This window comes from Mycolicibacterium sp. lyk4-40-TYG-92, from assembly GCF_030209435.1.
Taxonomy (GTDB): Bacteria; Actinomycetota; Actinomycetes; order Mycobacteriales; family Mycobacteriaceae; genus Mycobacterium.
On the sequence record NZ_JARVRX010000001.1, the window covers coordinates 619,454 to 643,140 of the forward strand.

Annotated in this window: 21 protein-coding genes, 1 tRNA gene and 1 pseudogene; 10 read left to right on the forward strand and 13 right to left on the reverse strand. The window is 68.7% G+C overall.

The window, feature by feature from the left end:
• Positions 1-110 precede the first annotated feature (110 nt).
• The 3 genes from QRN63_RS03075 (at position 111) to QRN63_RS03085 (ending at position 2,391) form a co-directional block, all read left to right on the forward strand.
• Positions 111-193, forward strand: a tRNA-Tyr gene (locus QRN63_RS03075).
• Between the two features lie 63 nt (positions 194-256).
• On the forward strand, positions 257-1,174 hold the full coding sequence (locus QRN63_RS03080; protein ID WP_285029161.1) for an alpha/beta fold hydrolase: 918 nt from the start codon (positions 257-259) through the stop codon (positions 1,172-1,174).
• A gap of 50 nt (positions 1,175-1,224) precedes the next feature.
• Positions 1,225-2,391 (forward strand): permease, encoded by a 1,167-nt coding sequence (locus QRN63_RS03085; RefSeq protein WP_285029162.1) that lies wholly within the window; start codon positions 1,225-1,227, stop codon positions 2,389-2,391.
• Here QRN63_RS03085 and QRN63_RS03090 read toward each other — a convergent pair.
• The 5 genes from QRN63_RS03090 to cynR all read right to left on the reverse strand — a co-directional run bounded on the left by QRN63_RS03090 (position 2,388) and on the right by cynR (position 5,365).
• Positions 2,388-3,014 carry a maleylpyruvate isomerase family mycothiol-dependent enzyme gene (locus QRN63_RS03090; protein ID WP_285029163.1) on the reverse strand — a complete coding sequence of 209 codons (627 nt, stop codon included), beginning with the start codon at positions 3,012-3,014 and terminating at the stop codon, positions 2,388-2,390. The genes QRN63_RS03085 and QRN63_RS03090 overlap by 4 nt on opposite strands.
• 2 nt (positions 3,015-3,016) lie before the next feature.
• A complete protein-coding gene (locus QRN63_RS03095) occupies positions 3,017-3,493 on the reverse strand; it encodes an SRPBCC family protein (protein WP_267318874.1) in 477 nt (158 codons plus the stop codon).
• Entirely contained in the window at positions 3,490-3,810 is a 321-nt protein-coding gene (locus QRN63_RS03100) for an ArsR/SmtB family transcription factor (protein WP_267318875.1), read from the reverse strand. Before QRN63_RS03100 ends, QRN63_RS03095 begins: the two co-directional genes overlap by 4 nt.
• Before the next feature lie 47 nt (positions 3,811-3,857).
• Positions 3,858-4,286, reverse strand: coding sequence for an NAD(+)--rifampin ADP-ribosyltransferase (arr, locus tag QRN63_RS03105; protein WP_285029164.1), 429 nt, complete (start codon positions 4,284-4,286; stop codon positions 3,858-3,860).
• 170 nt (positions 4,287-4,456) lie between these two features.
• Positions 4,457-5,365 (reverse strand): transcriptional regulator CynR, encoded by a 909-nt coding sequence (gene cynR / locus QRN63_RS03110; RefSeq protein ID WP_285029165.1) that lies wholly within the window; start codon positions 5,363-5,365, stop codon positions 4,457-4,459.
• 102 nt (positions 5,366-5,467) lie between these two features.
• Here cynR and QRN63_RS03115 point away from each other — a divergent pair, with 102 nt between their 5' ends.
• The 5 genes from QRN63_RS03115 to usfY all read left to right on the forward strand — a co-directional run bounded on the left by QRN63_RS03115 (position 5,468) and on the right by usfY (position 9,539).
• Positions 5,468-5,695 carry a hypothetical protein gene (locus tag QRN63_RS03115; RefSeq protein ID WP_285029166.1) on the forward strand — a complete coding sequence of 76 codons (228 nt, stop codon included), beginning with the start codon at positions 5,468-5,470 and terminating at the stop codon, positions 5,693-5,695.
• Between the two features lie 54 nt (positions 5,696-5,749).
• Entirely contained in the window at positions 5,750-6,220 is a 471-nt protein-coding gene (cynS, locus tag QRN63_RS03120; RefSeq protein ID WP_267318879.1) for a cyanase, read from the forward strand.
• Positions 6,221-6,341: 121 nt separating this feature from the next.
• On the forward strand, positions 6,342-7,391 hold the full coding sequence (locus QRN63_RS03125; RefSeq protein WP_285029167.1) for a hypothetical protein: 1,050 nt from the start codon (positions 6,342-6,344) through the stop codon (positions 7,389-7,391).
• Positions 7,392-7,746: 355 nt separating this feature from the next.
• A complete protein-coding gene (locus QRN63_RS03130) occupies positions 7,747-9,063 on the forward strand; it encodes a L,D-transpeptidase (protein WP_285029168.1) in 1,317 nt (438 codons plus the stop codon).
• Positions 9,064-9,233: 170 nt separating this feature from the next.
• Complete coding sequence (usfY, locus tag QRN63_RS03135; protein ID WP_267318882.1) at positions 9,234-9,539, forward strand: protein UsfY; 306 nt, start codon at positions 9,234-9,236, stop codon at positions 9,537-9,539.
• Between the two features lie 12 nt (positions 9,540-9,551).
• On the opposite strand, the gene QRN63_RS03140 is transcribed toward usfY, so the two are convergent.
• On the reverse strand, positions 9,552-9,881 hold the full coding sequence (locus tag QRN63_RS03140) for a GNAT family N-acetyltransferase (protein ID WP_285029681.1): 330 nt from the start codon (positions 9,879-9,881) through the stop codon (positions 9,552-9,554).
• Between the two features lie 18 nt (positions 9,882-9,899).
• Positions 9,900-10,865: pseudogene (locus QRN63_RS03145) on the reverse strand (pirin family protein); the annotation flags it as partial.
• A gap of 83 nt (positions 10,866-10,948) precedes the next feature.
• Between QRN63_RS03145 and QRN63_RS03150 the strand changes: the two are divergent.
• Entirely contained in the window at positions 10,949-11,419 is a 471-nt protein-coding gene (locus QRN63_RS03150) for a carboxymuconolactone decarboxylase family protein (protein WP_285029169.1), read from the forward strand.
• Here QRN63_RS03150 and recD read toward each other — a convergent pair.
• The 6 genes from recD to QRN63_RS03180 form a co-directional block, all read right to left on the reverse strand.
• Positions 11,416-13,152: an exodeoxyribonuclease V subunit alpha gene (gene recD / locus QRN63_RS03155; RefSeq protein WP_502888084.1), complete on the reverse strand. Its 1,737-nt coding sequence runs from the start codon at positions 13,150-13,152 to the stop codon at positions 11,416-11,418. The two genes, QRN63_RS03150 and recD, sit on opposite strands and share 4 nt — an antisense overlap.
• A gap of 8 nt (positions 13,153-13,160) precedes the next feature.
• The gene (locus QRN63_RS03160; protein WP_285029170.1) at positions 13,161-16,472 is read right to left on the reverse strand and encodes a UvrD-helicase domain-containing protein; all 3,312 of its coding nucleotides are present in this window, start codon (positions 16,470-16,472) and stop codon (positions 13,161-13,163) included.
• Positions 16,472-19,783, reverse strand: a complete 3,312-nt coding sequence (gene recC, locus QRN63_RS03165) for an exodeoxyribonuclease V subunit gamma (RefSeq protein WP_285029171.1) — start codon at positions 19,781-19,783, stop codon at positions 16,472-16,474. The genes QRN63_RS03160 and recC overlap by 1 nt, the downstream gene beginning before the upstream one ends.
• A gap of 47 nt (positions 19,784-19,830) precedes the next feature.
• Positions 19,831-20,529, reverse strand: coding sequence for a crotonase/enoyl-CoA hydratase family protein (locus QRN63_RS03170; protein ID WP_267318886.1), 699 nt, complete (start codon positions 20,527-20,529; stop codon positions 19,831-19,833).
• Between the two features lie 75 nt (positions 20,530-20,604).
• Positions 20,605-21,441, reverse strand: coding sequence for a DUF8453 domain-containing protein (locus QRN63_RS03175; protein ID WP_502888072.1), 837 nt, complete (start codon positions 21,439-21,441; stop codon positions 20,605-20,607).
• A 99-nt stretch (positions 21,442-21,540) separates the two neighbouring features.
• On the reverse strand, positions 21,541-22,254 hold the full coding sequence (locus QRN63_RS03180; RefSeq protein ID WP_285029172.1) for an MBL fold metallo-hydrolase: 714 nt from the start codon (positions 22,252-22,254) through the stop codon (positions 21,541-21,543).
• 265 nt (positions 22,255-22,519) lie between these two features.
• Between QRN63_RS03180 and QRN63_RS03185 the strand changes: the two genes are divergently transcribed.
• A complete protein-coding gene (locus QRN63_RS03185; protein ID WP_285029173.1) occupies positions 22,520-23,359 on the forward strand; it encodes a putative endonuclease domain-containing protein in 840 nt (279 codons plus the stop codon).
• Positions 23,360-23,687: the final 328 nt, after the last annotated feature.

Here is a 23,687-nt window from a genome sequence, read left to right on the forward strand (position 1 = left end):
TTGCCCTCCGTATCTGCGCCCCTGGTAGGGGTCCCGTTTTCGTGTTCGGTACATCTTCGTTGTACTCTGCTACTCGCGCCAAACCCGGGGTCCCCGGTGGTGCGAATCCCGGCAGATTGCCCGAGCGGCCAATGGGAGCGGACTGTAAATCCGTCGGCGAAAGCCTACGCAGGTTCGAATCCTGCATCTGCCACACTGATCAGGCCCCCTTTCGAGGGGGCCTGACGTGTTTTCGGGGTTGGTTAGGATTTCACGCATGGTCGAGTCCACTTCGGATCAGAACGTCGTGCTCGACGTCGAGGGCTCCGGTGTGCAACCGCCGGTCGACCCGAAGATTCGCAAGCAGTTCGCGCTGCTCGAGCGGTTCGCCCCGCCTATCGGATCCCGGTGGGCCACCGAGCTGTGGTGTACGCCGCCGATCATCGAGCAGAGCTTGCGGATGCCGCCCGGCGTCGCGCCGGGCACTCCGCTCGAAGCGCACTGGGACGGTCACCGCATCGCCGGGGAGTCCTGGGGTGACGGTCCGCCGGTGTACCTCGTACATGGCTGGGGCGGCCGCCGACCCCACCTGGGCATGTTCATCAAACCGTTGGTGGCCGCCGGCTACCGGGTCATCGCCTTCGATCTGCCCAGCCACAACGAGTCCGATCCGGGTGCGCTCAAGCCGGGACGCACCACGGCCATCGAGTGCGCCGACGCCGTCGCGGCCGTCATCCGCGAGCACGGGGCGGCGCACGCGGTCGTCGCCCATTCTCTCGGGGCCAACGCGACCACCATGGCCGCCGCGGTGAACGGCGCGAAGGTGGGCCGGTTGGTGCTGCTCGCGCCGATGGGCGATTACCCGATGTACCTGGACCTGTTCGCCGCGCGGCACAACTTCGGTCCGCGGATTCGCGCCGGCCTGCAGACTCGCCTGGTCCGCCGGATCGGGATGTCGCTGGAAGACACCAACATGGTCAACCTCGGCGCCCGGGCGGGCCACCCGCCGCTGCTACTGATTCACGACCCCGACGACCCCGACAGTCCGTACTCGTCGAGCGAGAAGCTCGCCGCTTCGTGGCCCGGGTCCGAGCTGCTCACCACCAAGGGACTCGGCAAGCTCGCGCACTACCGCATGCTGCGGCACCGCCCGGCCATCAACGCGGGCATCGATTTCATCGGCAGCCCGGCCTGATCGATTCGGAACGGCGCTGACGGGTTAACGTCACTGGGGTGGACTCCGCGATGAGCGCGATCGGACATGCCCTGGCCTTGGCCGGTTCGATGACATGGGAGATTCTCTGGGCGCTGATCCTCGGGTTCGCGCTGTCGGCGGTGGTGCAGGCCGTCGTCCGGAAGTCGACGATCGTCCGCCTCCTCGGTGACGACAAGCCGAAAACCCTCGCGGTGGCCGCGGGACTCGGCGCGGCATCGTCGTCGTGTTCGTATGCGGCAGTGGCGTTGGCGCGCTCACTGTTTCGCAAAGGCGCCAACTTCACCGCGGCGATGGCGTTCGAGATCGGCTCGACCAACCTCGTCGTCGAACTCGGCATCATCCTGGCCCTGCTGATGGGTTGGCAGTTCACCGCGGCGGAATTCGTCGGTGGCCCGATCATGATCGTCGTCCTGGCGGTGCTGTTCCGCTTGTTCGTCCGAAGTCGTCTCATCGACGAGGCCCGCGTGCAGGCGGATCACGGCATCGCCGGCTCGATGGAAGGCCATGCCGCCATGGACATGTCGGTGCAGGGCGAGGGCTCGTTCGCCAAGCGCCTGTTCTCCGGACCCGGCCTCACATCGGTCTCGCACGTGTTCGTCATGGAGTGGGCGGCGATCCTGCGGGATCTGGTCCTCGGTCTGCTCATCGCCGGCGCCATCGGCGCGTGGGTGCCAAATACGTTCTGGGAGAACTTCTTCCTCGCCGACGACCCGACCTGGGCGGCGGTCTGGGGACCGCTCGTCGGGCCGGCCGTGGCGGTCGTGTCGTTCGTCTGCTCCATCGGGAACGTGCCCCTGGCGGCGGTGCTGTGGAACGGCGGCATCAGCTTCGGCGGTGTCGTGGCGTTCATCTTCGCCGACCTGCTCATCCTGCCGATCCTCAACATCTACCGGAAGTACTACGGCACCCGGATGATGCTGACGCTGCTGGCCACCTTCTACATCTCGATGGTCGCGGCGGGCTATCTCGTCGAATTGCTCTTCGGTGCAACGGGTCTCATCCCGACCCAGCGCAATGCCATGGTGATGGAGAGCGGCATCTCGTGGAACTACACCACCTGGCTCAACATCGTCTTCCTACTGTTGGCCGCGGTGCTGGTGATCCGCTTCGTGCGCACCGGCGGCATCCCGATGCTGCGCATGATGGGCGGCTCACCCGACGCGGGTCATGAGGGCCACCACGAGCACGCGCACTAGGACAGCCTCAGCGCGAGCCGCGCACGGCCGGGACCGCGCAATTCGTCCAGCGAGTCGCGGCGTCCGGTCATCGCCATGAGTAGGGCCTCTCCGGTTCCGGTCACCTCGGGTCCGCTGCCGTGCTGCCAGGCGACGTCGGTGGCCCGCAGACGCAACCCGCGGATCCGCCTGCCTGCGCCGAGTCTCGGATTGCCCGGGATCGTCGGCAGGATGCGTTCGAGGCGTTCGGCGGGAATGGTGCGCGGGTGGCCGAGCGCCCGGCGGATGTCCTGGTGATGGACCGTCGCGTCCACCAGCCCGATCATCCCGCCGAATCCGGACGTCAGGCCCTGCGGACGCAGGTGGACCTCGAGGAAGTCCATCAACTGCGCGGGAGTGCAGGCCGCGAAATCGTGCACGCCGACCTCATTGGCGCGCACGATCCGGCCTCGGGCGAAGCGCTGCAACAGTCCCAGGACGCTGAGCTCTTCGTAGCTCACGACATGTGCGACAACGTCTTTCACCGACCACTCGGTGCACAACGTGGGGGCCTGCCAGTCAGCGTCGGACAGTGTCCGCAGATAGGCGGCGAGGTCGCGACGCTCGTCGTGTGCGAGGTCCATCAGGGAACGCTGCGCCGGCATCGTCACGCCTCTGCGGCGACGATGTCGTGGTACCGATTCAGGTACAACGGCCAGCCGGCGTCGCCGTCGACGCCGTCGGCCACCGACCGCCAGCCGGCGCCGTGGCGTTCCAGGTGCCGGTGCTCCAGGTCGACGCGGGTGCGCCCGTCGGATTCGGCGGTGAACCGCACTTCGACCTCACTGGTCTTGCCGGGGTCTGATTCCACTTGCCACGTGGGCCCGATGTCCCACGAGAACAGCACCCGGCTCGGTGGCTCGTAGGCGAGCACGCGCGCCCACCGGCACGTGCTGCCGTCGGCGCCCACGTCGTAGATGTGGCCGCCCACGTGGGTCTCGAACACCGTCTCCACGATGGGTACCGAGAGAAGGTTGTGGTCGCGGGGCTTGATGGCGTCGAAGCGGCCGACGAACAACGCGAACGCTCTGTCGATCGGTGCCGCGACGACGACGCTCTTGCGGATCGGTGCCACCTCGGTCATGACTGCTTCCCTTCTTCGTCGGCGATCTGTTTGAAGGCCGTCAATGCCTGGTCCCAGAACCCGTCCAGCTCGGCCCGCAGGGCTTCGACCCCGCGGGGATCGACCTGGTAGAGGCGTCGGGTGCCCACCTGTCGGTCGGTGACCAGTCCGGCACAGCGCAGCACCTTGAGGTGCTGGGACACCGCCGGTCGACTGACGGGCAGCCCTTCGGCCAGTTCGCCGACCGCGAGGGGCCCGGCGGCCAATCGCTTGAAGATCGTCCGCCGGGTGCGGTCGGCGAGAGCGCCCCAGGGGTCAGCAGTTTCGTAAGTGGTCACTAACGGTAAGTTTAGACTTACGGATTTCCGATGGGAAGGGCCCGCTATCAGTCGTAGATGACGGCGAGGCCGCGCCGTTGGAGGTCGGCCAGCCCGTCGCACATCGCCTGAATCTGCTCGGGTGAATGCCCGACCCAATCGGTGAGCTCCCCGACGACACGCACCGGCTCCCGGGTCCGGTAGGAGTGAGTCGGGTTGCCCGGCAGCTTCTTGTCCGTCACGTTGGGGTCGTCCTCCACCTCGCCGAGCGGCTCGACGATGTAGATGCGGCCCCGGCCGTCACCGGCCGCGAGTTCGGCTCCCCATGCCGCGGCGTCCAGCGTCCGCGTGACGTAGACGTGGTTCGAGACCCGGCCCTCTTCGTAGTTCGACGCGCGTCCGGGCACCAGCAGATCCCCGATCGCGAGATCGGCCTTGGTGCCGTGCAGCAGTGCGCCCGACTCGTGCGGTTCGAAAGGTTTCGGTGTGTTGGTCATGACTTCCCCATTCGTCTCATCACCAGGTCCGGACGATTGTGCGGCACCACCGGGGTCTTGCGGCAAGCCCCGGTATCTGCCATAAATTGAGAGTGGGAGGAACGCCCACGGCGACGTTCCCCGGTACGGTCGGCACGCGAATCTCGTTGCGCGACACGGCTTTCTGAAGATCACCCGGGCGGCGCGTAGCCGCGAGCCGCGACGAGTTCCTGGGTGAGCTGCACGAACGCGCAGGCCGCGGCGCTGTGAAAGCCGCCGGCGCGGCGCAGGAGAGCGACGGTTCGGGTCGGTATGGGCGGGTCAAGCGGCACCGGCGTCAAGTGCGGATGGTCGTGGGTGACGGCGTCCGGCAGGACCGTCGCGAGCGCTGTGCGCTGCACGATCTCGGTAAGGGCCTGGACGGAGTTGGCTTCGACGATGATCCGCGGATCCACATGGTGCGCGGCGAAATAGGTGTCGACGTGGGTCCGGGTGAGGAAGTCACTGGTGAGCAGCGCCAGCTGGACGTCTTCCAGCGCACGGACGGGCAGGGGGTCCGCCAGGTTCCGGGCCCGGGGGTCGCTGGTCACGAGCCCGAGGTGCTCGGTGAACAGGGCGACGAAGTCGATGCCGGCGACGGGGGCGCCGACGAACGCGACGCCGACGTCGAGGTCGTCGGCGAGAAGGCCCGCTTCGATGCTGTCCTGGGACGTCTCCACCACGGTCAGACTGATCCCGGGATGGCGGGCGTGCAGTTCGGCGGTGAGCGGGCCGATCAGATAGGTGATGAACGTCGGGGTGATGCCCAGACGCAGGTGCCCGCGGGAAAGGTCTTGGACGTCCTCGATGGCACGTTCGGCGGCGGCCAGTTCGCGAAGTGCGCCGCGGGCACGCTCCGCGAACGCGGCGCCGGCATCCGTCAGCCGCACGGCACGCCCGCCCCGGTCGAGCAACTGGACGCCGAGCGCTGTTTCCAGCTGTTTGATCTGCTGGGACAGCGTGGGTTGCGACACATATAGCTCTTCGGCGGCGCGGGAAAAGTTGCCGTGTTCGGCGACGGCGAGGAGATACCGCAGGTGACGGAGCTCGAGTCCAGCCATGACCTCAAATATAGATGTTGTCTATGGGTGATGCGAAAAACAGCTATTGGACGTTATAGGTGCTGTTCGTACATGGTGAGTGCAGCAAGAAAGGACACCATCATGAAGAAGAACAAACTCGTCGCCGTGACCACCGGAATGGCAGCCGGCGCGCTCGCCGCACTCGGGATCGGACTGGCCGCCCCGGCGACGGCCGACACCGGCGGATCCGTGGCGCTGCCCGGGCCGGCTCCGGTCTATGCGCAGGACACGTTCCTCGGTGGCGCCAACCCGTACGTGCCCTTCGGGACCAGCCCGATGGTGCCGTACGGCACTTGGGCGCAGCATTGATCCGCACAGCGATCCACTCCCAATCATCGACCGCCCCCTGAAAGGAACCTCATCATGATCCACGCCCAGTTCGACCCGACCGCTCGTCAGCTCCTCGCCGCTGCGGCCGTCGAAGCCAAGACCCGCAAGGACCTGTCCTGGCAGCAGATCGCCGACGCCGCCGGCCTGTCGGTGGCCTTCACAACGGCCGCCGTTCTCGGCCAGCACGCGCTTCCGGCGGAGTCGGCCGAAGCCGTCGGTAGCCTGCTGGGACTGGACGACGACGCGGTGCGGTTGCTGCAGACCATCCCGACCCGTGGATCGATCCCGGGTGGCGTGCCCACCGACCCGACCATCTACCGCTTCTACGAGATGTTGCAGGTCTACGGCACCACACTCAAGGCGCTGGTCCACGAGCAGTTCGGTGACGGCATCATCTCCGCCATCAACTTCCGGCTGGATGTGAAGAAGGTTGCTGATCCCGACGGTGGCGAACGCGCTGTCATCACACTGGACGGCAAGTACCTGCCGACTGTGCCGTTCTGATTTCTGGCGCCGACTGCCCTAATATGGTTACTGGTGCCAATGAAATTTTCGCAATAGCAAATTCTCGTGGCAAACTGGACTGAGGCCGCCGACAAGGCGGCATCGAGAGGATGGATGCAGCGTGGCGACGCACCTGCGCATGGCGGCGGTGACCTGGCTGGTTGCCGCGCCGATCATCGGCGCCGGTATGGCGAGCGCTGCACCGATCGATGTGCCGCTTTCGCCTGGTGTTTCTGGTGATGCAGGTGGGGACGGCTCGGGTACGTCGCATCCGGGGTTGTCCTCCATCGGGGATCTGCGCAAGGCGCTCGGCGGGCTGACGACCACCGCGACCACCGTCGGAACCGGTGCCCTCACCGGTTTCGGCGTGACGCAGTCGCCCGGCCAGCAACTGACGCCGAAGTTCGGCGACGGCCGCAACGGCTCCAACGTCTCGTCTGCGACGTCGTCCTCGACTGCGTCGTCCGGCCTGCCCTCGGGTGTCGTCAACACCACCCAGAGCGCGCCTGTCAGCGAACCCGAGTCCGTTGCCGCAACGCCTGCCGCCGTGCCCTCGGTCCAGTCGGTGTCCGCCCCGTTCGTCGCGGCGACCGCCGCGGCCGGTCAGGCAGCCCTCGTCGTGGCGGATGCGCCGCTGGCGCCGGTGACCGCGCTGACGGGGCCGTTGCCCGCGGCAGTGGGTGATCCGATCCGAAGCGTGGCCGCGTTGCCCGGATTTGCTGTCGCGCAGGCGTCGTCGGTCGTCGACGGGTGGGCCTCCGCGGTGGCCGAGCTGTCGTCCGCGGCCGGCACGCCCTCCGGAGTGCCACGCGTCGTGTCCGTCGGCCGGGACCTCCCGGCCCGCGTCCAGGCCCCGGCATCCGGTGGGGCGCAGACGGATTCACGTTTCGCCGGCCACACCGGCGTCACCGGGGACCTGCCGGAACGGGGACCCGAACCGGCTGACAAGGTCTTCGCGGCCGACAACGCCATCGTCGCGGCAGCGCCGTACCGGGCCGGGTACTCCGACGACCTCCGCGCGGCGGGCCTCAGTGAGGTCGCCGCCGTCGCGGTTCCGGGTTTCACCGGCCTGTTGGTGCTGACCGGCGCCGGTGGGCTGATCGGCTTCCGGCAAGCCCGCGCCGGACGCGCGATGCACGGCGGCACCCTCAGGCGATTCGCGGCGCAGTAGCCCGCGGTCCGGCACTGAATTCACGACGCGGAGTCCACTTCGTGTCGTGAATTGCGTTGTGCTGGAACATATTCAGCTGTGAGGGCGGCTGGGGTACCGAAACTTGTTGGCGGGCACTATGTTTGACCGAAATTGCAGGTCAGCGCGTCGCCGTCCGGTGGCGGTGAATTCGCCGGAAATCGACGCCTATCACACAATCGCGGGCGTTTGCCAGCCGACACGCCGAAGCGGCGCCGTGGCGAAATCGAGACGAGCCTGATCCGACGTGCAAAGAGCCCGGCCGACCGCTTACCCTGATGCAGTACCTCGAGTACACCCATCCGACAATCCCTGGCCGACGCCGAACTTTGGAGCTGTGTTGACCTCATCCCGCCGTGTCCGTGGCGCCTGGCTGGCGGCTGCGCTGGCCGTCCTTGCCGTGCTCGGTGGGACCGTGGTGTCGTCGACGTCGCGCTGCCAGGAAGGTTGCAAGGTGGTCGCCGCGTCGCGCGATCTGTCCGTCTCGCAGCCGGCCGCGCCGGAGCCCGCCGTCGTGCGCGTCACGCCGGCCGGCGGAGCGAAGGACGTCAGCCCCGCGGCGCCCGTGAACGTCACCGCGGCGACCGGCACCATCACCGCCGTGTCGATGGTCAACGGCGCCGGAAAAGAGATTCCCGGGACGCTCGCAGCCGACGCCAAGACCTGGACGCCCGCCGAGCAGCTCGGCTACGGCCGCAAGTACACGATGACCATCGAGGCGCGGGGCCCCTCGGGCATGCCGTCGCGGCAGACGTCGAGCTTCACCACGCTGGACCCCACGTATCAGACCGCGGTGTACCTCAACACTGTGTCCGGTGCGCAGCTGCAGGAGGGTGGCACCTACGGCGTCGGCGTCGTGGTCACCGCACACTTCGACGAGAAGATCGAGGACAAGGCCGCCGCAGAGCGCAACCTCGTCGTCACCACCAACCCGCCGGTTCCCGGCTCGTGGCACTGGGTCGACGACGCCAACGCGCACTGGCGGCCCGAGAAGTACTACGCACCCAACACGACTGTCACCGTCGCGGCCAAGATTTACGGCGTGCGGCTGGGCGAGGGCACCTACGGCCAGCAGGACGAGCGCGTCTCGTTCCGGATCGGCAATGCCCACGTCTCCGTCGCCGACGACCACACGCACCAGGTCAGCGTCTTCGATAACGGCCAGCTGGTGCGCACCATGCCCACCTCGATGGGCATGGGCGGCACCGAGACGATCGGCAATACGGTCATCTCCTTCTGGACGCCGCCCGGTGTCTACACCGTGATGGACAAGGCCAACCCGGTGATCATGGACTCGTCGACGTTCGGATTGCCGACCAGTAGCCGCCTCGGCTACAAGGAGACGATCCCGTGGGCCACCCGGATCAGCCATGACGGCATCTACCTGCACCAGCTGAATGCGACCATCTGGGCGCAGGGCAAACAGAACACCTCGCACGGCTGCCTGAACCTCAACAGCGAGAACGCCAAGTGGTTCTACGACTTCTCGGTGCCCGGCGACGTCGTCGAGGTCAAGTTCACCGGTGGCCCGCCGCAGATGCTGAGCCAGAACGGTGACTGGAGCATGCCGTGGGACCAATGGGTCCGCGGCTCCGCGCTGCCCCCGCCGCCCGCGCCCGCCACGCCCGTCGCCGCGCCGCTGCCCCCGCGCTAGTCGCCCGCCGAACTGAGGGCACGTTCCAGTCGCGAACTGGGCGCACCTGTCCCTCGCGGGAACTGCCGGACGTGTTCGCGGGAACAGCGCCAGGCAAGTGTGAACTATCTCACAATGGCCGGGATTCGGGCGTAGCCTTAGGGCATCTTCGGCAAGGAGGGAGATGCGACATGAAGGGCGCGTTTCATGATCCGGTCGACCATTCCCGAACCACGCAACCACATGCCGGTGAATCCTTCATCGACACGTTGTGGCTGCCTGGCCTGGGCCTGATCGCACTCGGCATCGTCACCATCGCCGGCTTCGTCTTCGCAACCGCGTTCGGCCACACGGGACTTGAGCTCCCGCTGGGCCTGATCGCCGGTGCGCTGGTCACCGCGGGGGCGCTCATCATCACGTTCGAGCACCTGCGGGTCAAGCGAGTCGAACAGCGGTGGCTGGCCGAACATCCCGAACGGCGCCTGCACGCAGGCTGACCGTTCGAAGGCCTAGTGCGGCAGCAGCCGCAGAATCTCCGGCGTCCGCGGATCGAGGATGTCGTCGAAGTCGTGATGCTTCTCGACGTACGCCTTGACCATGGGGCAGACCGCCACGATGCGCTTGCCCTGCTGCCGCGTGGTCGCCAGCGCCTGAGCGATCAGGACGCTGGCCAGTCCGCGTCCGCCGAACGCCGGGTCGACCTCGGTGTGGTAAAACACCCGCTGCTCGCCGTGCTCGACAAAGGCGGTGAGCCCCACGGGCTTTCCGTCGACCGCGATGCTGAATCGGTCGGCTTCCTGCGCAACCTCGACAGGTTCGCCGTTCTTGTCGGTGAGCATCACTCGGGCCTTTCCTCCGGTGGGTGGTTTCCGCGGAACCAGGCGGGTGGTCGGTAGCGGGGGAGCGGGCAGCCGCGCCGGCTCGCCCTGGTAGCCGATGACTTCGCCGAACTGGGCGGACTCGGCCTGCCACTGGTTGCGGTATTCGACGATCTCGTCGTGGGTGCGCCCCACGAAGTTCCACCACATCAGCAGCTCTTCGGTGAAGGGCGTGCCGCCGAGGATGACGGCGCGCGCCGGCTCACCGCCGGTGTTGGCGAGGGTGAGCCGCGTGGATCCGACGCCCTGATAAGCCATTTCGTACGGCTGCACCGGCGTATCGGCGACGGTCAGCGCGCCCTGGTCGAGCAGCACGGCGTGCTCGAAAGTGGGATCGACCTCGAACTCGACGGTCGCGCCGGCCGGTAGATCGACCTGCGCGCCCAGCAGTGGCGTGTGCGTGCGCACCGGCGACTGCTGCCCGGCCAGCGCACCCAGGAACACCGACACCGTGGCGGCGCCGAATGAAACCGGCTGGGGCGCATAGTGGTCGAAGTCGCGGGCACCGTGGCGGGCGGCCTCGGGCAGTGCGACCCACAACTGGACACCGTGCAGGATCGTCGTCTCGGGCGTGGAGACCTCGGAGTGGCAGATGCCGGCACCGGCCGTCATCAGATTCAGCTCGCCGGGGCGCACCATTTCGTGGATGCCGTGCGAATCGCGGTGCTCGATCTCGCCGCTGAACAACCAGCTGACCGTCTGCAGACCCGTGTGCGGATGCGGCGGGACGTCCATCCCGGCCTTGGTACGCACGTCTTCCGGACCGTAATGATCGGCGAAACACCACGCGCCGACCAGCGAGCGGTCGCGCTGCGGCAACGTGCGACGGACCATCATGGCGCGCGGCCCGCCCAGCGGCACCTCACGCGGCTCCAGAATCTCGATTCGGTTGGGAGGCCCGGCGGCACAGTCGTATTCGACGGGGTCTGCCTCAAGATTGCTCACGATTCGCCTTCCCGGCTGCGTACCATCGTCGCGTTCGCTCAGACCATACCCGCGCCGTCCTGGCCACAACCTGAAAGTAGGCGATGGACACCACCGAACCGGGCCTCGCGCACGTGCACATCGACAAGCAGTCACCCCACGCCTACCGGACATTGGTGGCGGTCGCGACCGCGGTCACCAAGACCGCTGCCGAGGCCGGGTTATCGCCGGCGCTGGTCGAGCTGATCAACACCCGCGTCTCACTCATCAACGGCTGCCCGTCGTGCCTGGAGATCCACCACCGCCGTGCGGTGAAGGCCGGGGTGACGGACAAGCAGCTGGCCACGCTGCGCGCCTGGCGGGACACCGATCTGTTCTCCGAGCCGGAACAGGCCGCGCTGCGGCTGGCCGAGATCACCACGACGCTGCCCGACCACGACACCGCCGAACGCGAATACGCCAGTGCGCGAGCGGTACTGAACGACGACGAGATCTCCGCGGTGATCTGGGTCGCCACCGCCATCAACGCCTTCAACCGGGTGTCGATCCTGAGCCGGCACCCGGTGCGGCCCTAGGCGTCGGCGCGCAGCCGGTCCCGCAGGCCTGACGCGCGCAGCGCCTGCCGCTGCACCGCGGCCCGCACCTCGTCGGCGGATCCGACGATGCGCACCTTCTTCTTGGCGCGCGTCACCGCGGTGTAGAACAGCTCGCGGGTCAGCAGCCGGGAGTCGGCGGGCGGCAGGATCACCGTCACCTCGTCGGCCTGCGAGCCCTGGCTCTTGTGGATGGTCAGCGCGTACATGGTCTCGACCTCGGCGATCCGGCTCGGCGAGAACCGTTGCGTCGCAGTCGCACCCGCGATGTACACCTGGACGCCGTCGGGCTCCGCGGCGACCAGGCCGGTGTCGCCGTTGTAGATGCCCAGCGCGTAGTCGTTGGCGGTGACCAGCAGCGGGCGGCCGGGGTACCACGGCGACCACGTGGCCTGCCCGGTCTCGTCGGTGATCCAGCGCTCCACCTGACGATTCCAGTGCCGTACCCCGTAGGGCCCGTCGCGGTGTGCGCACAGCAGGCGGTGTTCGTCCATGGCCGCGAGACCCTCGGCGCCCGCACCCAACAGTGCGCAGGCGCGCACCTTAAGCGCGTGGCCCACCACTACCGGGCGCAGCAACGCGGCCGGCTCGGAATCCTCGATGAACTCGATGGCCGCATCGCCGGCCCGCAGCAGGGTGAGCACCTGATCGGCGTCACCGGACCGGATCGCTTCGGCCAGAGCGCCGATCGCCGCCCCGAACCGGTGCGTGGTGTGCAGCGCGGCGATCTTGATCGATGGGTGGTCGGTGAGGCCGTCGACCAGATCGGCCAGCACGGCGCCCGCCTGCACCGACGTCAACTGGTCGGGGTCGCCGACCAGCAGCAGCCGGGTGTCGGGCCGCACGGCTTCGAGCAGCCGGGCCATGAGTGTCAGTGACACCATCGAGGTCTCGTCGACGACGACGACGTCGTGCGGCAGCCGGTTGCCGCGGTGGTGCTTGAACCGCGAGGCGCTGTCGGGCCGCCCGCCGAGCAACCGGTGCAGCGTGACGGCCCGCAGCCCGCTGAGCCGCTCCCGGTCTGCGGGCTCGAGTCTGGCCACCTCGGCCGAGACGGCCTCCTGCAGCCGGGCGGCAGCTTTTCCGGTCGGTGCCGCGAGCGCGATCCGCAGCCGGCCCGGGTGCGCGGCCTGCGCCAGCAGCGCGAGCAGCCGGGCCACGGTCGTGGTCTTGCCGGTGCCGGGACCGCCGGTCAGGACGGTCACCGGCTGCGTCAGCGCGAGTTGTGCGGCGGCGCGCTGCTCGGCGAAACCCGGTGGTGGGAAGAGCCGTTCGAGTTCGGCGTCACTGACCGGCTGCGATGGTTGTGCCGACAGCGCCAGCAGGTCGGTGCACACCTGCTGTTCTTCGCGCCAGTAGCGGTCCAGGTACAGCAACCGTTCCTGGTCCAGCCGGATGGCCTTGCCTGTCAACGGACTATCCGCGACGGCGGCGATCAACTCTCCGGGTGCCGGCCAGGGCAGGTCACCGCCGATGTCGTCGGCGACGGTGGTGAGGTCGACGCACACCGACCCTTCCCGCAACGCCCGGACCGCCAGCGCGACCGCGAGGGCCACCACATCGCGGGCCTCCTCCGCCAACGCGCAACACCTTTGGGCCACATGCACATCAGCGGCATTCAGCACGCCGGCGGCGTTGAACGCCGCCAGCAGTCCGGTGGCCGCGGGCACCTGCCGCCAGTCCATGGGATCGGGGAGCCGGTCCGGTGCTGCCATGGGTGTCGTCATGATGCTGCCGTTCCTCGGTCCAACAGATCGGACAGCCGGGTCACCAGCTCGACCGGGGGCTGCCAGCTGAACACACCGCACGGGTGGTCGTCGACCAGGGGAGTCGCCGCGCCACACATGCCCCGGACGAACAGATAGGCCACGCCACCCAGCTGTCGGGCGGGCGCATAGCCGGGCAACCGCCACCGGAGGAACCGATGCAGCACAACCGAATACAACAGCGCCTGCAGCGGATAGTCGGAATGCATCATCGCCTCGGCGAGGCGGGGTGCGGTGTAGTCCGCCGCGGTGTTCTCGGTGCCGAAGTCGCCCAGCCGGTTGGTCTTGTAGTCGACCACCAGATACTTATGGCCGCCCTTGTCCGGCACCCGCAGCACCGCATCGATGGAACCCGACAGATAGCCGTGCAACCGCTGGTGCCCGAGCGGTTCGGCCTGCAGTCGCGCGCCGTAGGCGGCCAGCGGATCCGAGGCCGTCAGCAGCGCGCTCACCAGCGCGCCGACGTCGCCGAGCCGGATGTCCCGCGCGGCGTCGGGCCGGTCCTGGCCACCGCCGAGTGGCATCTCGAAATCCAGTTCCCGCAATCGGTCTCGCAACCCGATCTGCCGCAGCGTCAGGCCCGGCGCCAATGGACCGAGCGGGGTGTCGTGCATCGGCACCAGGGCCGAAGCCAGTTCACCGGTCGGCACCTCGACGTTCCACAGCCCGGCCTGCTCGTCGATCCGGGCCGCCAGTTCTGCCGTCAGATCTGGGGACAGCGGGTCGGCACGCTCGAGCACGGCGTGCACCAGCGAGCCGAAGGCGGCGCCGGCGGGCAGCTGCGCCATCGGCGACGGCAGGTCGCCGGGCAGCGGCGGCGGCGCCTCGGGGACGACGTCGGCTGATTCGTCGTCCCGCAGCGCGGTGTCCGGTTCGCTGCTCACCGCGTGCCCGTCGTCGTGCACGACGCGCACCAGCGCCGAGTACGACGTCCGTCGCCAATGCGTGTCGATGCTGCGATGGAAATGCCGCACGTCCAGGTCCACCGGTGCCTCGGGCGCCGGCGGCGCCATCGGCGTGACGGGCTCGGCCGCCTCGACCACCGGGCCACCCGCGTGCTCCCACGCGGTGAAGCACGCCAGCGCGTCGTCGTCGGAAAGTGTTTGGGGCGTGGCGCAATCCGGCACCGCGGTGGCGCCGGGCCGGCGGCCCCGCAGCAGCCGCGACAGCCCGCCGTTCTGCTCGTCCCGCGACGGTGCCCACCAGGCGACCACCTGCGACTGTGCCCGGGTCAGCGCCACATACGTCAGCCGCACGTTGTCCCCGGCGGTCTCGGCCAGGCCCGCCTCCTCGGCTGCGGCCCGGTCTGTGGCCCCGGCACCACCGACATGAAGGCATCGCGTGCCATCGGTGTCGTGGAACCGCAAAACCGTGTCGGTCTTGGTGAAGCGGTTGAACCCGAACGGCAGATACACGACAGGGAACTGCAGTCCCTTGCTGCGCCACACCGTCATGATCTGGACCGCCGCGGCGTCGCTGTCGAGCCGGCGGTTGCGTTCGGCGGGACCGCCGCGGTCCTTCATCTGGCGGCGCAGCCAATCCCGCAGGGCGGGCAGGTGATAGCGCTCGCGATGGGCGGTCTCGTGCAGGAGTTGGCTGACGTGCGCCAGGTCGGTCATGTGCCGTTCCCCGCCCCGCTGTCCTAGTACGCGCTCCGGGAGGCCCGACGACACCACCGCCTCGAACACCGCCGCGATGCCCCGGTCCCTGGCCAGGCCGGCCCATTGCCGGATGGTGGTGGTGATCTGGTCTGTCAGCTGGTCACCGCCGGCGGCGAGATCGGCCGCGCGGTGGCCGAAGAACATGGTGGTCGCGGCAGCCCGCACCACGCCGCTGCGGTTGGGGGTGTCGAAAGCGTCGAGCAGCCGCAGCCACTCCGCCGCCGCCGTCGAGGCGAACACATCGGTGTCGCCCGAGTACACCACCGGAATGCCCAAGTCCAGCAACGCATCCCGGCACGGGATGGCATCGAGGCCGCTGTCGACGATCACCGCGATGTCACCGGCGGTCAGCGCGCGGCCGTCGAACTGTGCGCCACTGGCCAGCAGCACCGAGATGTCGGCGGCGAGATCCTTCGCGATGTACGGCCGCAACTGGCCGATCGGGACCATCCGGCGCTGCGGCGTGCCGAACTCCGTGCGCGCGACGACCCGCAGCCGGAACGGGTCGTTGCGCGGGGCCCCGGTGAGCCGGTGGCGGTCGGTGCGGGCCTCGACGGGGTGCACCACGATGTCGTCGTCGCCGAGCGCCGCACCCTTGAGCACGGTCTGCAGCCGGTCCACCAGGACCTTGTCGCTGCGCCAGTTCTCGGCCAGGGTCAGTCGCTGGTCGGCACTGCGCGCGGCATCCAGGTAGGTGACGATGTCGCCACCGCGGAACGCGTAGATGGCCTGCTTCGGGTCCCCGATCAGCACGACGGCGCTGTGCCCGACGAAGGCCCGCGAGATCACCTGCCATTGCACCGGGTCGGTGTCCTGGAATTCGTCGACCATGACGATCGGCCAGCGCCGGCGCATCCGGTCGCGGGCCGGCGCGTCGGGGTCCTCGAGCGCGGTGGCCAGCCGGCTCAGCAGGTCGTCGAAGCTCAGCACCCCCAGCCGGCGCTTGCGGTGTTCGAGTTCCTCGAGCACCGCCCGGGCGAACGACAGGCGTTGCGCCGCAACACTGTCCGGGTCGGCCGTGGTGGGCCGCAACTGCGCGCCAGGATCGCCGACCACCCGTTTGGCCAGGTCCAGCGCATCAGCGAAGCTCAGTGCCGGCTCCTCGCGCTGGTCACCGTAGGTCGTCAGGTACAGGTCGGAGACGATCTCGGCCACCAGATCGTCGAGGCTCTCCACCAACTGGGCGCCGGAATCGGTGTCGCCGGCGATGCCGAGGGAACGCAGCACCAGCCCGCAGAACTCGTGCGTGGTGGCGATGGTCGCGGCGTCGAAATCCGACAGTGCGTCGCGCAGGCGGGCCCGGCGCAGCACGAGTTCGTCGGGCCCCGCGGTCGCGAGGTGACGGATGAGGTCGTCGTCGTCCTCGGACGGATCATCCAGCGCGGCAACGGTCTTCACAAGCTGTGCCCGCACCCGTTCCCGCAGTTCCCGAGTGGCCGCCCGGCTGAACGTGATCAGCAGCATCTCGTCCAGCTTGGCCGCGCCCTCGGCGATATACCGCGTCACCAGACCGGCGAGGGCATAGGTCTTGCCGGTACCGGCGCTGGCTTCCAGCACGGTCGTCGACGCGCGTTCCGGCAGCGGGCCGAGCAGGTCGAACGCGTCCATCAGATCCGCCGTTCCGCGTCGAGCAGCGGCTGCCACAGCCGGCGCGCGTAGGCGCCCAGTCGAGTGGTCTCACCCCGGACGGCGACCTCGTCGGGCCGCAGCGGATCGAGCAGCATGTGCAACGGCGCCGCCGGACCCCAGACCTCGACGTTTTCGGCGCCGTCCTTCTCGAACCGCCATTCCGACTCGGCGCTCCGCTCCGGTGCCGGGTCGTCGAATTGGCGTGCCCGGGCCCATTCCAGGGACGTCTTCAAGGGCAGCGGCAGCGGTTCGCGGCGACCCGCGTCGTAGATCGCGACCAGGTCCCGTAACACCGAAAGCGGTTGCTCGGGAGGCTGATACCCCGTGGCATGCACGCCGCCCCGCGGGCCACGCCCGATGCAGTACGCCTCCCACGCGCGCCCCGGTACACCCGCCGCCAACGCCACCAGGGTGACCCAGGCCTGCAGCCGATGTTTGGCACCCAGTTTCGAATAGGTGACCGTCACTGTGCGGTCCTGCCACAACGGGGCGACGGTGCCGGTGAGCCGGCGGCCCATGCCCGGTTCGCCGCCGATGTCGACACTGATGTCCAGCGCGCTCGCCTCGCCCCGCTGCAACGATCGGGCGGCCGTCGCCAGTTCCATGGCCTCACCGCGGATTTCGTTGGCCTGACGCCAGCCGAGCCGGCCCGGCGGCAGCGTGCCGCGCCGCCACTGGGCACCGATGACGAAGTCGGGGTCCCGGCCGATCTTGAGGTCGTCGAGCATGCGTTCCCCGACTTCCCACCTACCGAGGCCGTCGATGGCGACCGGGATGGCGTCCGACAATTCGTCGGCGTCCCACGGCAGCGTGTAGTCCAGCGCCCGGAAGAACCCCTTCACCGGGTTCGCGAAGTACCTCAATAGCTCGGCGAGTTCGACGTCTCCGCATGGTGATTCCTCGAGCGGGCCGTCGATGAGCCGCGGCTTCGGCCGGCGTTCCCCGAGGACGGCCCTGGCCCCGCGCAGCGCTGCCGGGTCGTAGGTGAACGGCCGGTCCGGCACCAGCCCGTCAGGCGCGGCGCTGACGGTGCGAATATCGAAGGGCTGCAACGGGTGATCGGCCACGATGCGGTTGCGGACAGGTTCGGTCGTGGTCCGGTCCAGCGCGTCGAGCAGTTCCTGCACCGGGACCGCGGGCGGCCGATGCTCACCGGAGTGCTCGTCGGTGCCGGTGTACGTGATGACCAGGGTGTCGGTGGCCGCGCAGATGGCATCGAGCAGCAACTGCCGGTCCTCCGAACGGATGTCGCGTTCACCGGTCAGCGGACGACGCGCCAGGATGTCGTCGCCGTCGGCGATGTTGGTGCGCGGAAAGACCCCGTCGTCGAGCCCGACAAGGCACACCACGCGATGCGGCACCGAGCGCATCGGGACCATGGTGCACACCGTCAGCGTGCCGGTGCGGAAGTTGGCGCGGGTCGGGCGGCCGGCCAGTTGCCGGTGCAGCAGGGACCGCACATCGGGTAGCCGCAGCGTCGTGCCGGACCGAGAGCCCGCGTGGGACAACACTTTCGCCAGTTCGCGGTCGAGTTGCGCCTGCTGCCACTGTTCGTCGGGGCCGACCCGGGTGAGCAGCGCGACGCCGTCGCGCAGGACCTCGACCCAGCTGTCCAGCGGTTGCGCGCCGGTGAGGCGGTCGACGACGCCGCACAACCGCTGCACGTATTCCGCCAGCCGGCCGGCGAGTTCGACGCGGTTCGAGTCGACGTCGTCGAGTGGCAACGCGGTACCCAGCCAGTCCTGCGAGTCGTCGGACATCGCCGCGCCCACGAGCAGGCGGTCGACCCCGAACTGCCAGGTGTTCTGCGGGTACCGCTGCAGCGCGTACGGGGTGCGGTGCGCAGCGTCGAAACCCCACCGAATACCGGCTGCGCCAACCCATTCGGTGAGGTCCACCAGATCGTCGTCGCCCCACGCGAAGCGGCGGCGCACCGACTCGCTGTGCGCCAGGCTCAGCACCGCACTGGCGGTGGCCCGGCCGTCGGCGATGTCGAGCAGTTCGGCCAGCACCCCGAGCAGGGGATTGGTCTGGGTCAGCGCGCGGTCCGCCAACCGGACCCGCAGGCCTTGCGCCGGGTGGCCGAGGTCGGCATGCTCACCCGCCCCGAACGCCGCGGTGATCAGTGGCGCGTAGGTTTCGATGTCGGGGCACATCACCAGGATGTCGCGCGGCTGCAGCGTCTCGTCGTCGTCGAGCAGACCCAGCAGCACGTCGCGCAGGACGTCGATCTGCCGGGCCGCGCCGTGACAGCGATGGATCTGCACGGACCGGTCGTCCTTTGCGAGCTGTCGGCCGCCGGGACGCACCGCGTCGGCCGAGATGTCGGACTGCAGCCGGCCGAGCAGCGTGTCCGGGAATCCGGTACGGGGGTGGAACTGATCGGTCTGTGCGGCGGGCAGGCCGCGTTGCAGCTCCCGCAGGTCGCGGCCGAGGGTCTGCAGCAGTGGGTGGCCCACCCGCAACCGGCTGGTGTCCGCGCGCCGCGGCTCCTGACCGTGCAGGTCGGACAGCGACTGCCACAACGGGTCGCTGGGGTGCGGCAACCACAGGTGCAGATCGTGATGCGTGGCCAAGGCCCCGAGCAGTTCGAGGTCTGCCGCGGGCAACCGGGTATGCCCGAACAGCGACAGCCGCGGTGGCAGCTCGGACGGCGAATCGATCAGCCGGGCCAGGGTTTTCGCCTGCCGTACCGGCGGCGGGTCGGCGTCGACGTGTGCGGCGGTCGCTCGCCACAGCTGCGGTTGCCAGAGCAGGTCGTCGTCCAGCCGGCCGCCCGCGCCGTCGGAGTCGCCGCCCGCCAGCCAGTCGGCGAGCATCGCCGGCCGAGCCTTGGCGTAGGCGTCGAACAGGCCCGCCAGCCGCCGGGCCACCGCGTACCGGCGGCCCTGCCGCAGCTGGGTTTCCTCGGGATTGCCCAGTTCTGCGCAGCCGAGATGCGCGGTGAGGGTGTTCGCCCACGCCGGACGACTCACCACCGCGGCGTCGACGACCTCGAGCAGCGGCCACACCAGCGCGTCGGGCTCCCACGGGTTGTCATCCACCGTGCCGGTGATCTCGGCGAGAAGCGATGTGGGGGAGCGGAACTCGATACCCGCACACACGCCGTCGTGCGCCGCGCCGCTGCCGAGCACATGTGACAGCTGCTGGCTGAGCCAGCGTTCCATGCCGCGCGCGGACACCAGCACGAGCTCGGCCGCGAACGGGTCGGACAGCGGTTCGGCGAGCAGCGCACCCAGCCCGGCGGCCAGCGCGCCGGTGTCTTCGGCTCGGTGCAGGTGTAGCGCCATCGGCTCACCCTAGGCCGGGCGACCGACAGCTTTGTCGATGTGTGGCCTTACCCGCCGAACTCGGCGGCCAGGCCGTCGATGCCGGCCTGGATCGCGGCCAGTCCGTCGGCGCGGGCCTTGAGCTTGCTCGCCAGGTGGTGCCGGGTGTGCAGCGTCGCGGCGAATCCGGCGGCCACCTCCTGCGCGCGGCTCAGCACGTCCTCCGGCGCCACGACCTCGTCGAGCCAGCCGCCGGCGCGTGCCTCTTCACCGGTGAACGTCGCGGCCAGGCCGACCGCCCGCTGGAAGGCCGAATTGGTCAGCCGCATGCGGAGGATTTCGATGCAGGACTGCGGCACCGTCATGCCGATGGCCACCTCGTTGGCCTGACAGCGCACCGTGGGCGACCCGACCCGATGGTCGCCGGAGCACAGGAGGAACGAGCCGCCGGCAATCGCGTGTCCGGTGGCGGCGACCACCACGGGCACAGGGAAGCGCAGCAGGCGGACGTTCAGCTCGACGCCGCCGCGCAGCATGGCCAGCCCGGCTGCCGCGTCACCGGAGCCGAAGATGGCGAGGTCGAACCCGGCGCTCAACACGCGGTTGTTGCCGGCGATGACGATGGCCTTGACCTCGTCCGATTGCTCGGCCCGGTCGAGCGCGTCGTGGATGTTCTGTTGCATCGTCGGGCTCAGGACGTTGACCTTGCCGTCGTCCAGCGTGATCGTGGCAACCGCATCGGTCACGGAGTAGGTGACGGTGCTCATCGGTTCTCCCTCGGTCGGTTCCCGGGCCGGGAACGGGTGTGAGCCGATGCTAGACGTGCCGTCGGTCGCGTCCGGTCAGTGGACGGCGTTGCGGTGCCGGCCCTTCGGGCCGTCGTCGAACCACTGGATTTCCAGTTCGGTGGTCTCGTCGGTGGCGCGACTGCGCCACCGGTCCTGCGTCTCCCGGACGGCCCGGTTCATCCGGTCGATCTCGGCGCGGAAGACTTCGGGCTGCGTCTCCTTGGAGGCGTAGTGGAAGTACGTCAGCACGCTGCGAAGCAGCTCGAGCTTCTGCTTCTCGCGCTTCGCGAGGTCGTGCGTCGTCATCAGCTCCAACCGCTGCACGGGCTGCAGCGCGGCCCAGTCGAGCACGGCCTTCGACTCGAACTCGCGGGGCTTGCGCCCGAACCGCGATTTCTTACCCTGCGCAGGCGCCGGCATGTCGTAGTAGGTGAGCGTCCCCTCGAACCGGGACCGGATCGACCCACCCAGCTCCTCGCGGCTGATCGCCGAGTCCCAGACGGTTCGCCATTCCTGCCCCGGGGCCAGGACCGAGAGTTCGCTGGGCAGTCGCAGCTCGGTGACGTCGAGCTCGCCGTCGTGATCGGAATCCTCGTAGATGGCGACCGTCGGATGATTGGTGAATTCGAACGAGATGTTGTGCGCCGCGGTCTGCCCGAAGTTGCGGACCACCAACTCGATCAGATGCCAGTCCGACGCGTGCGGCTCCATGAACATGGTCACCTGCGGGCGGACCTGATCCTGCTTGAGCTGCCGATTCTTGGACAGCTGCCGGTTCACGACGATCAGTACGACGATGCCGAATGCCAGTGCGGCCCACGCCGCGATGGCCAGCCAGCTGCCTGATCCCAGCCCTGTCAGGTCGTCCCAGCGTTGCGCTATCCAGTCCACCGCGCCATCCAGTCGTCAAGTCACCGATCGGTTATCCGACACTGAGACTAATATTCGCTGGTTGACTTGTACAACGGAGCGCAAAAGGTAGCTGCGTCGCTAGCCGCCCATGAGCATGCGCCACTGGTCCAGGTCGCGCGCCCGGTAGACGTAGTTGGTGCGACGGACGTCGTCGAGCGGCGCGCTGGGTTCGGCGGAGTACCAGTGTCCGGGGAAGACCGTCGGATCGCCGGGCAACGCGGCCAGTGCCTGCAGACTGCGGAACATGTCGTCGACGTTCCCGCCCGGGAAATCGGTGCGGCCGCAGCCCTCCAGGAACAGCGTGTCGCCGGCGACCAATCGCCCGTCGAGCAGGAAGCACTGGCTGCCCGGCGTGTGTCCGGGCGTGTGCAGCAGTTCGATCGGCACAGCCCCGACCTGCACGACGTCGCCGTGCTGGTGGGACGTCAGCTCCGACGGCGCGATGCCGGTGACCCGCGAAACCCAGTCCGCCTCGTGGGCGTTGACGTGCACCGGCACGCTCATCCGCTCCAGCAGCTCGGCCAGGCCCTTGAGTTCGAAGCCCATCATCGAGCCGCCGACGTGGTCGGGGTGGTGGTGCGTGACGAGGACACCGGACAGGTGCATGCCGTCGGCCTCCAGGACGTCGACCAGATCGCCCGCGGCGTAGGCCGGGTCGACCACCACGCAGTCGCCGGTCTCGCGGTCGCCGATGAGGTAGGCGAAGTTGCGCATCTGCGCCGCGATGGGATCGGTCGCCGCGAAGTCGCGGCCGGCGAGCAACTGGCGGAAATACAGGCGGTCATCAGGCATGCCGACAGCCTAGGAGGGTGGTCGGCGCGCGTTGAAGTGCGTGGCGGCAATCTCGCGGCGCATTTCGCATGCCGATTGAAACCGCGTACCGATTTCGGGCTCACGGCGTACCTGACGTCAATCAGGAGCGGTGGGGCCGCTTGCTTATTGAAGCCAGGGATTACGCGACGGACCGGCAATTCACAGTCCGGCGTTCATCCACAGTCTGGACTCGGCGACAGCCGGTGAACGTGGCAGTGTCGGCGGCCGGCGACAACATCGCGCTATGCGGGTATTCGTCGGCAGCGAGGCGTTGGCCGCGGGAAAGGTCACGCGCAATGACCTGCGGCGGCACTACCGGCGCATGTTCCCGGGCGTCTACGGACCGCCTGAGCCCACCATCCGGGACCGGGCGCGGGGCGCGTGGTTGTGGTCCGGCCGCCGGGGTGTCGTCACGGGGGTGGCGGCGTCGGCGCTGCACTGGGCGAAATACGTCGACGACGACGTCCCTATCGAGCTGCTCTGGGCGAACGGCCATGCGCCGAGTGGCTTGATCGTCCGGAACGAGGCGTACACCGCGGCCGAGGTCACGACCTATGACGGCATTCCACTCACCACACCGGCTCGAACGATCTTCGACCTGGGTCGGCACCTCGACCGCGATGAGGCGGTCGCGCGGATCGACGCACTGTTGTGGGTGGGTCGGGTCGGCGTGTGTGACGTTCTGCCGATCGCCGCCCGGTATCCGCGGGCGCGCGGTCTCGGCCGGCTGCGAACGGCGCTGGAGCTGGCCGACGACGGGGCCGAGTCGCCGCGGGAGTCGCGGCTGCGCCTGCTCCTCACCGATGCGGGGATGCGCCCGCCCGACACTCAGATCCCGGTCTATGACGGCAATTGCCTGATCACCAAGTTCGACATGGGGTGGAAGCAGCTTCTGGTCGGGGTGCAATACGACGGAGGTCACCATCAGACCGATCGCGAGCAGTATGTGCGCGACGTGAAGGCGCTGCCCAAGCTCGAGGCGAGAAACTGGATCGTCATCAAGGTGCTCAAGGAGGACACCGACGATGACGTCCTGGCCCGGGTGTCGGCGGCCTTGTACCGCCGTGGGTGGCGAGCGGCGTAGCAGTACCTGAGTGCAATCAGCACGGCTATGAAGAACGGTGATTGAGCCCAGGGATCGTTTCGGCGCCGCAGAAGTACCTGGCTTCAATCGGCGCGTGACAACGCGGGTCGTGATGGAAGCCAGGGATTTTCGCACCTGATTTCCGGGCACACCTGGCACCGACTGGCCGGAGTTGTCGGCAACAGCGCGACATGTCGTGGCCGAAGCCAAGTGGAAAACCAGGAGCAAACCCGTCGCAGGTACGCCCCAACGAGCCAAAATAGTGTGATTGAGCTGCCGTTTTGGCAGGTGAAACAGCGAGACGGTAACCTCTTTAAGGCCCACGGGG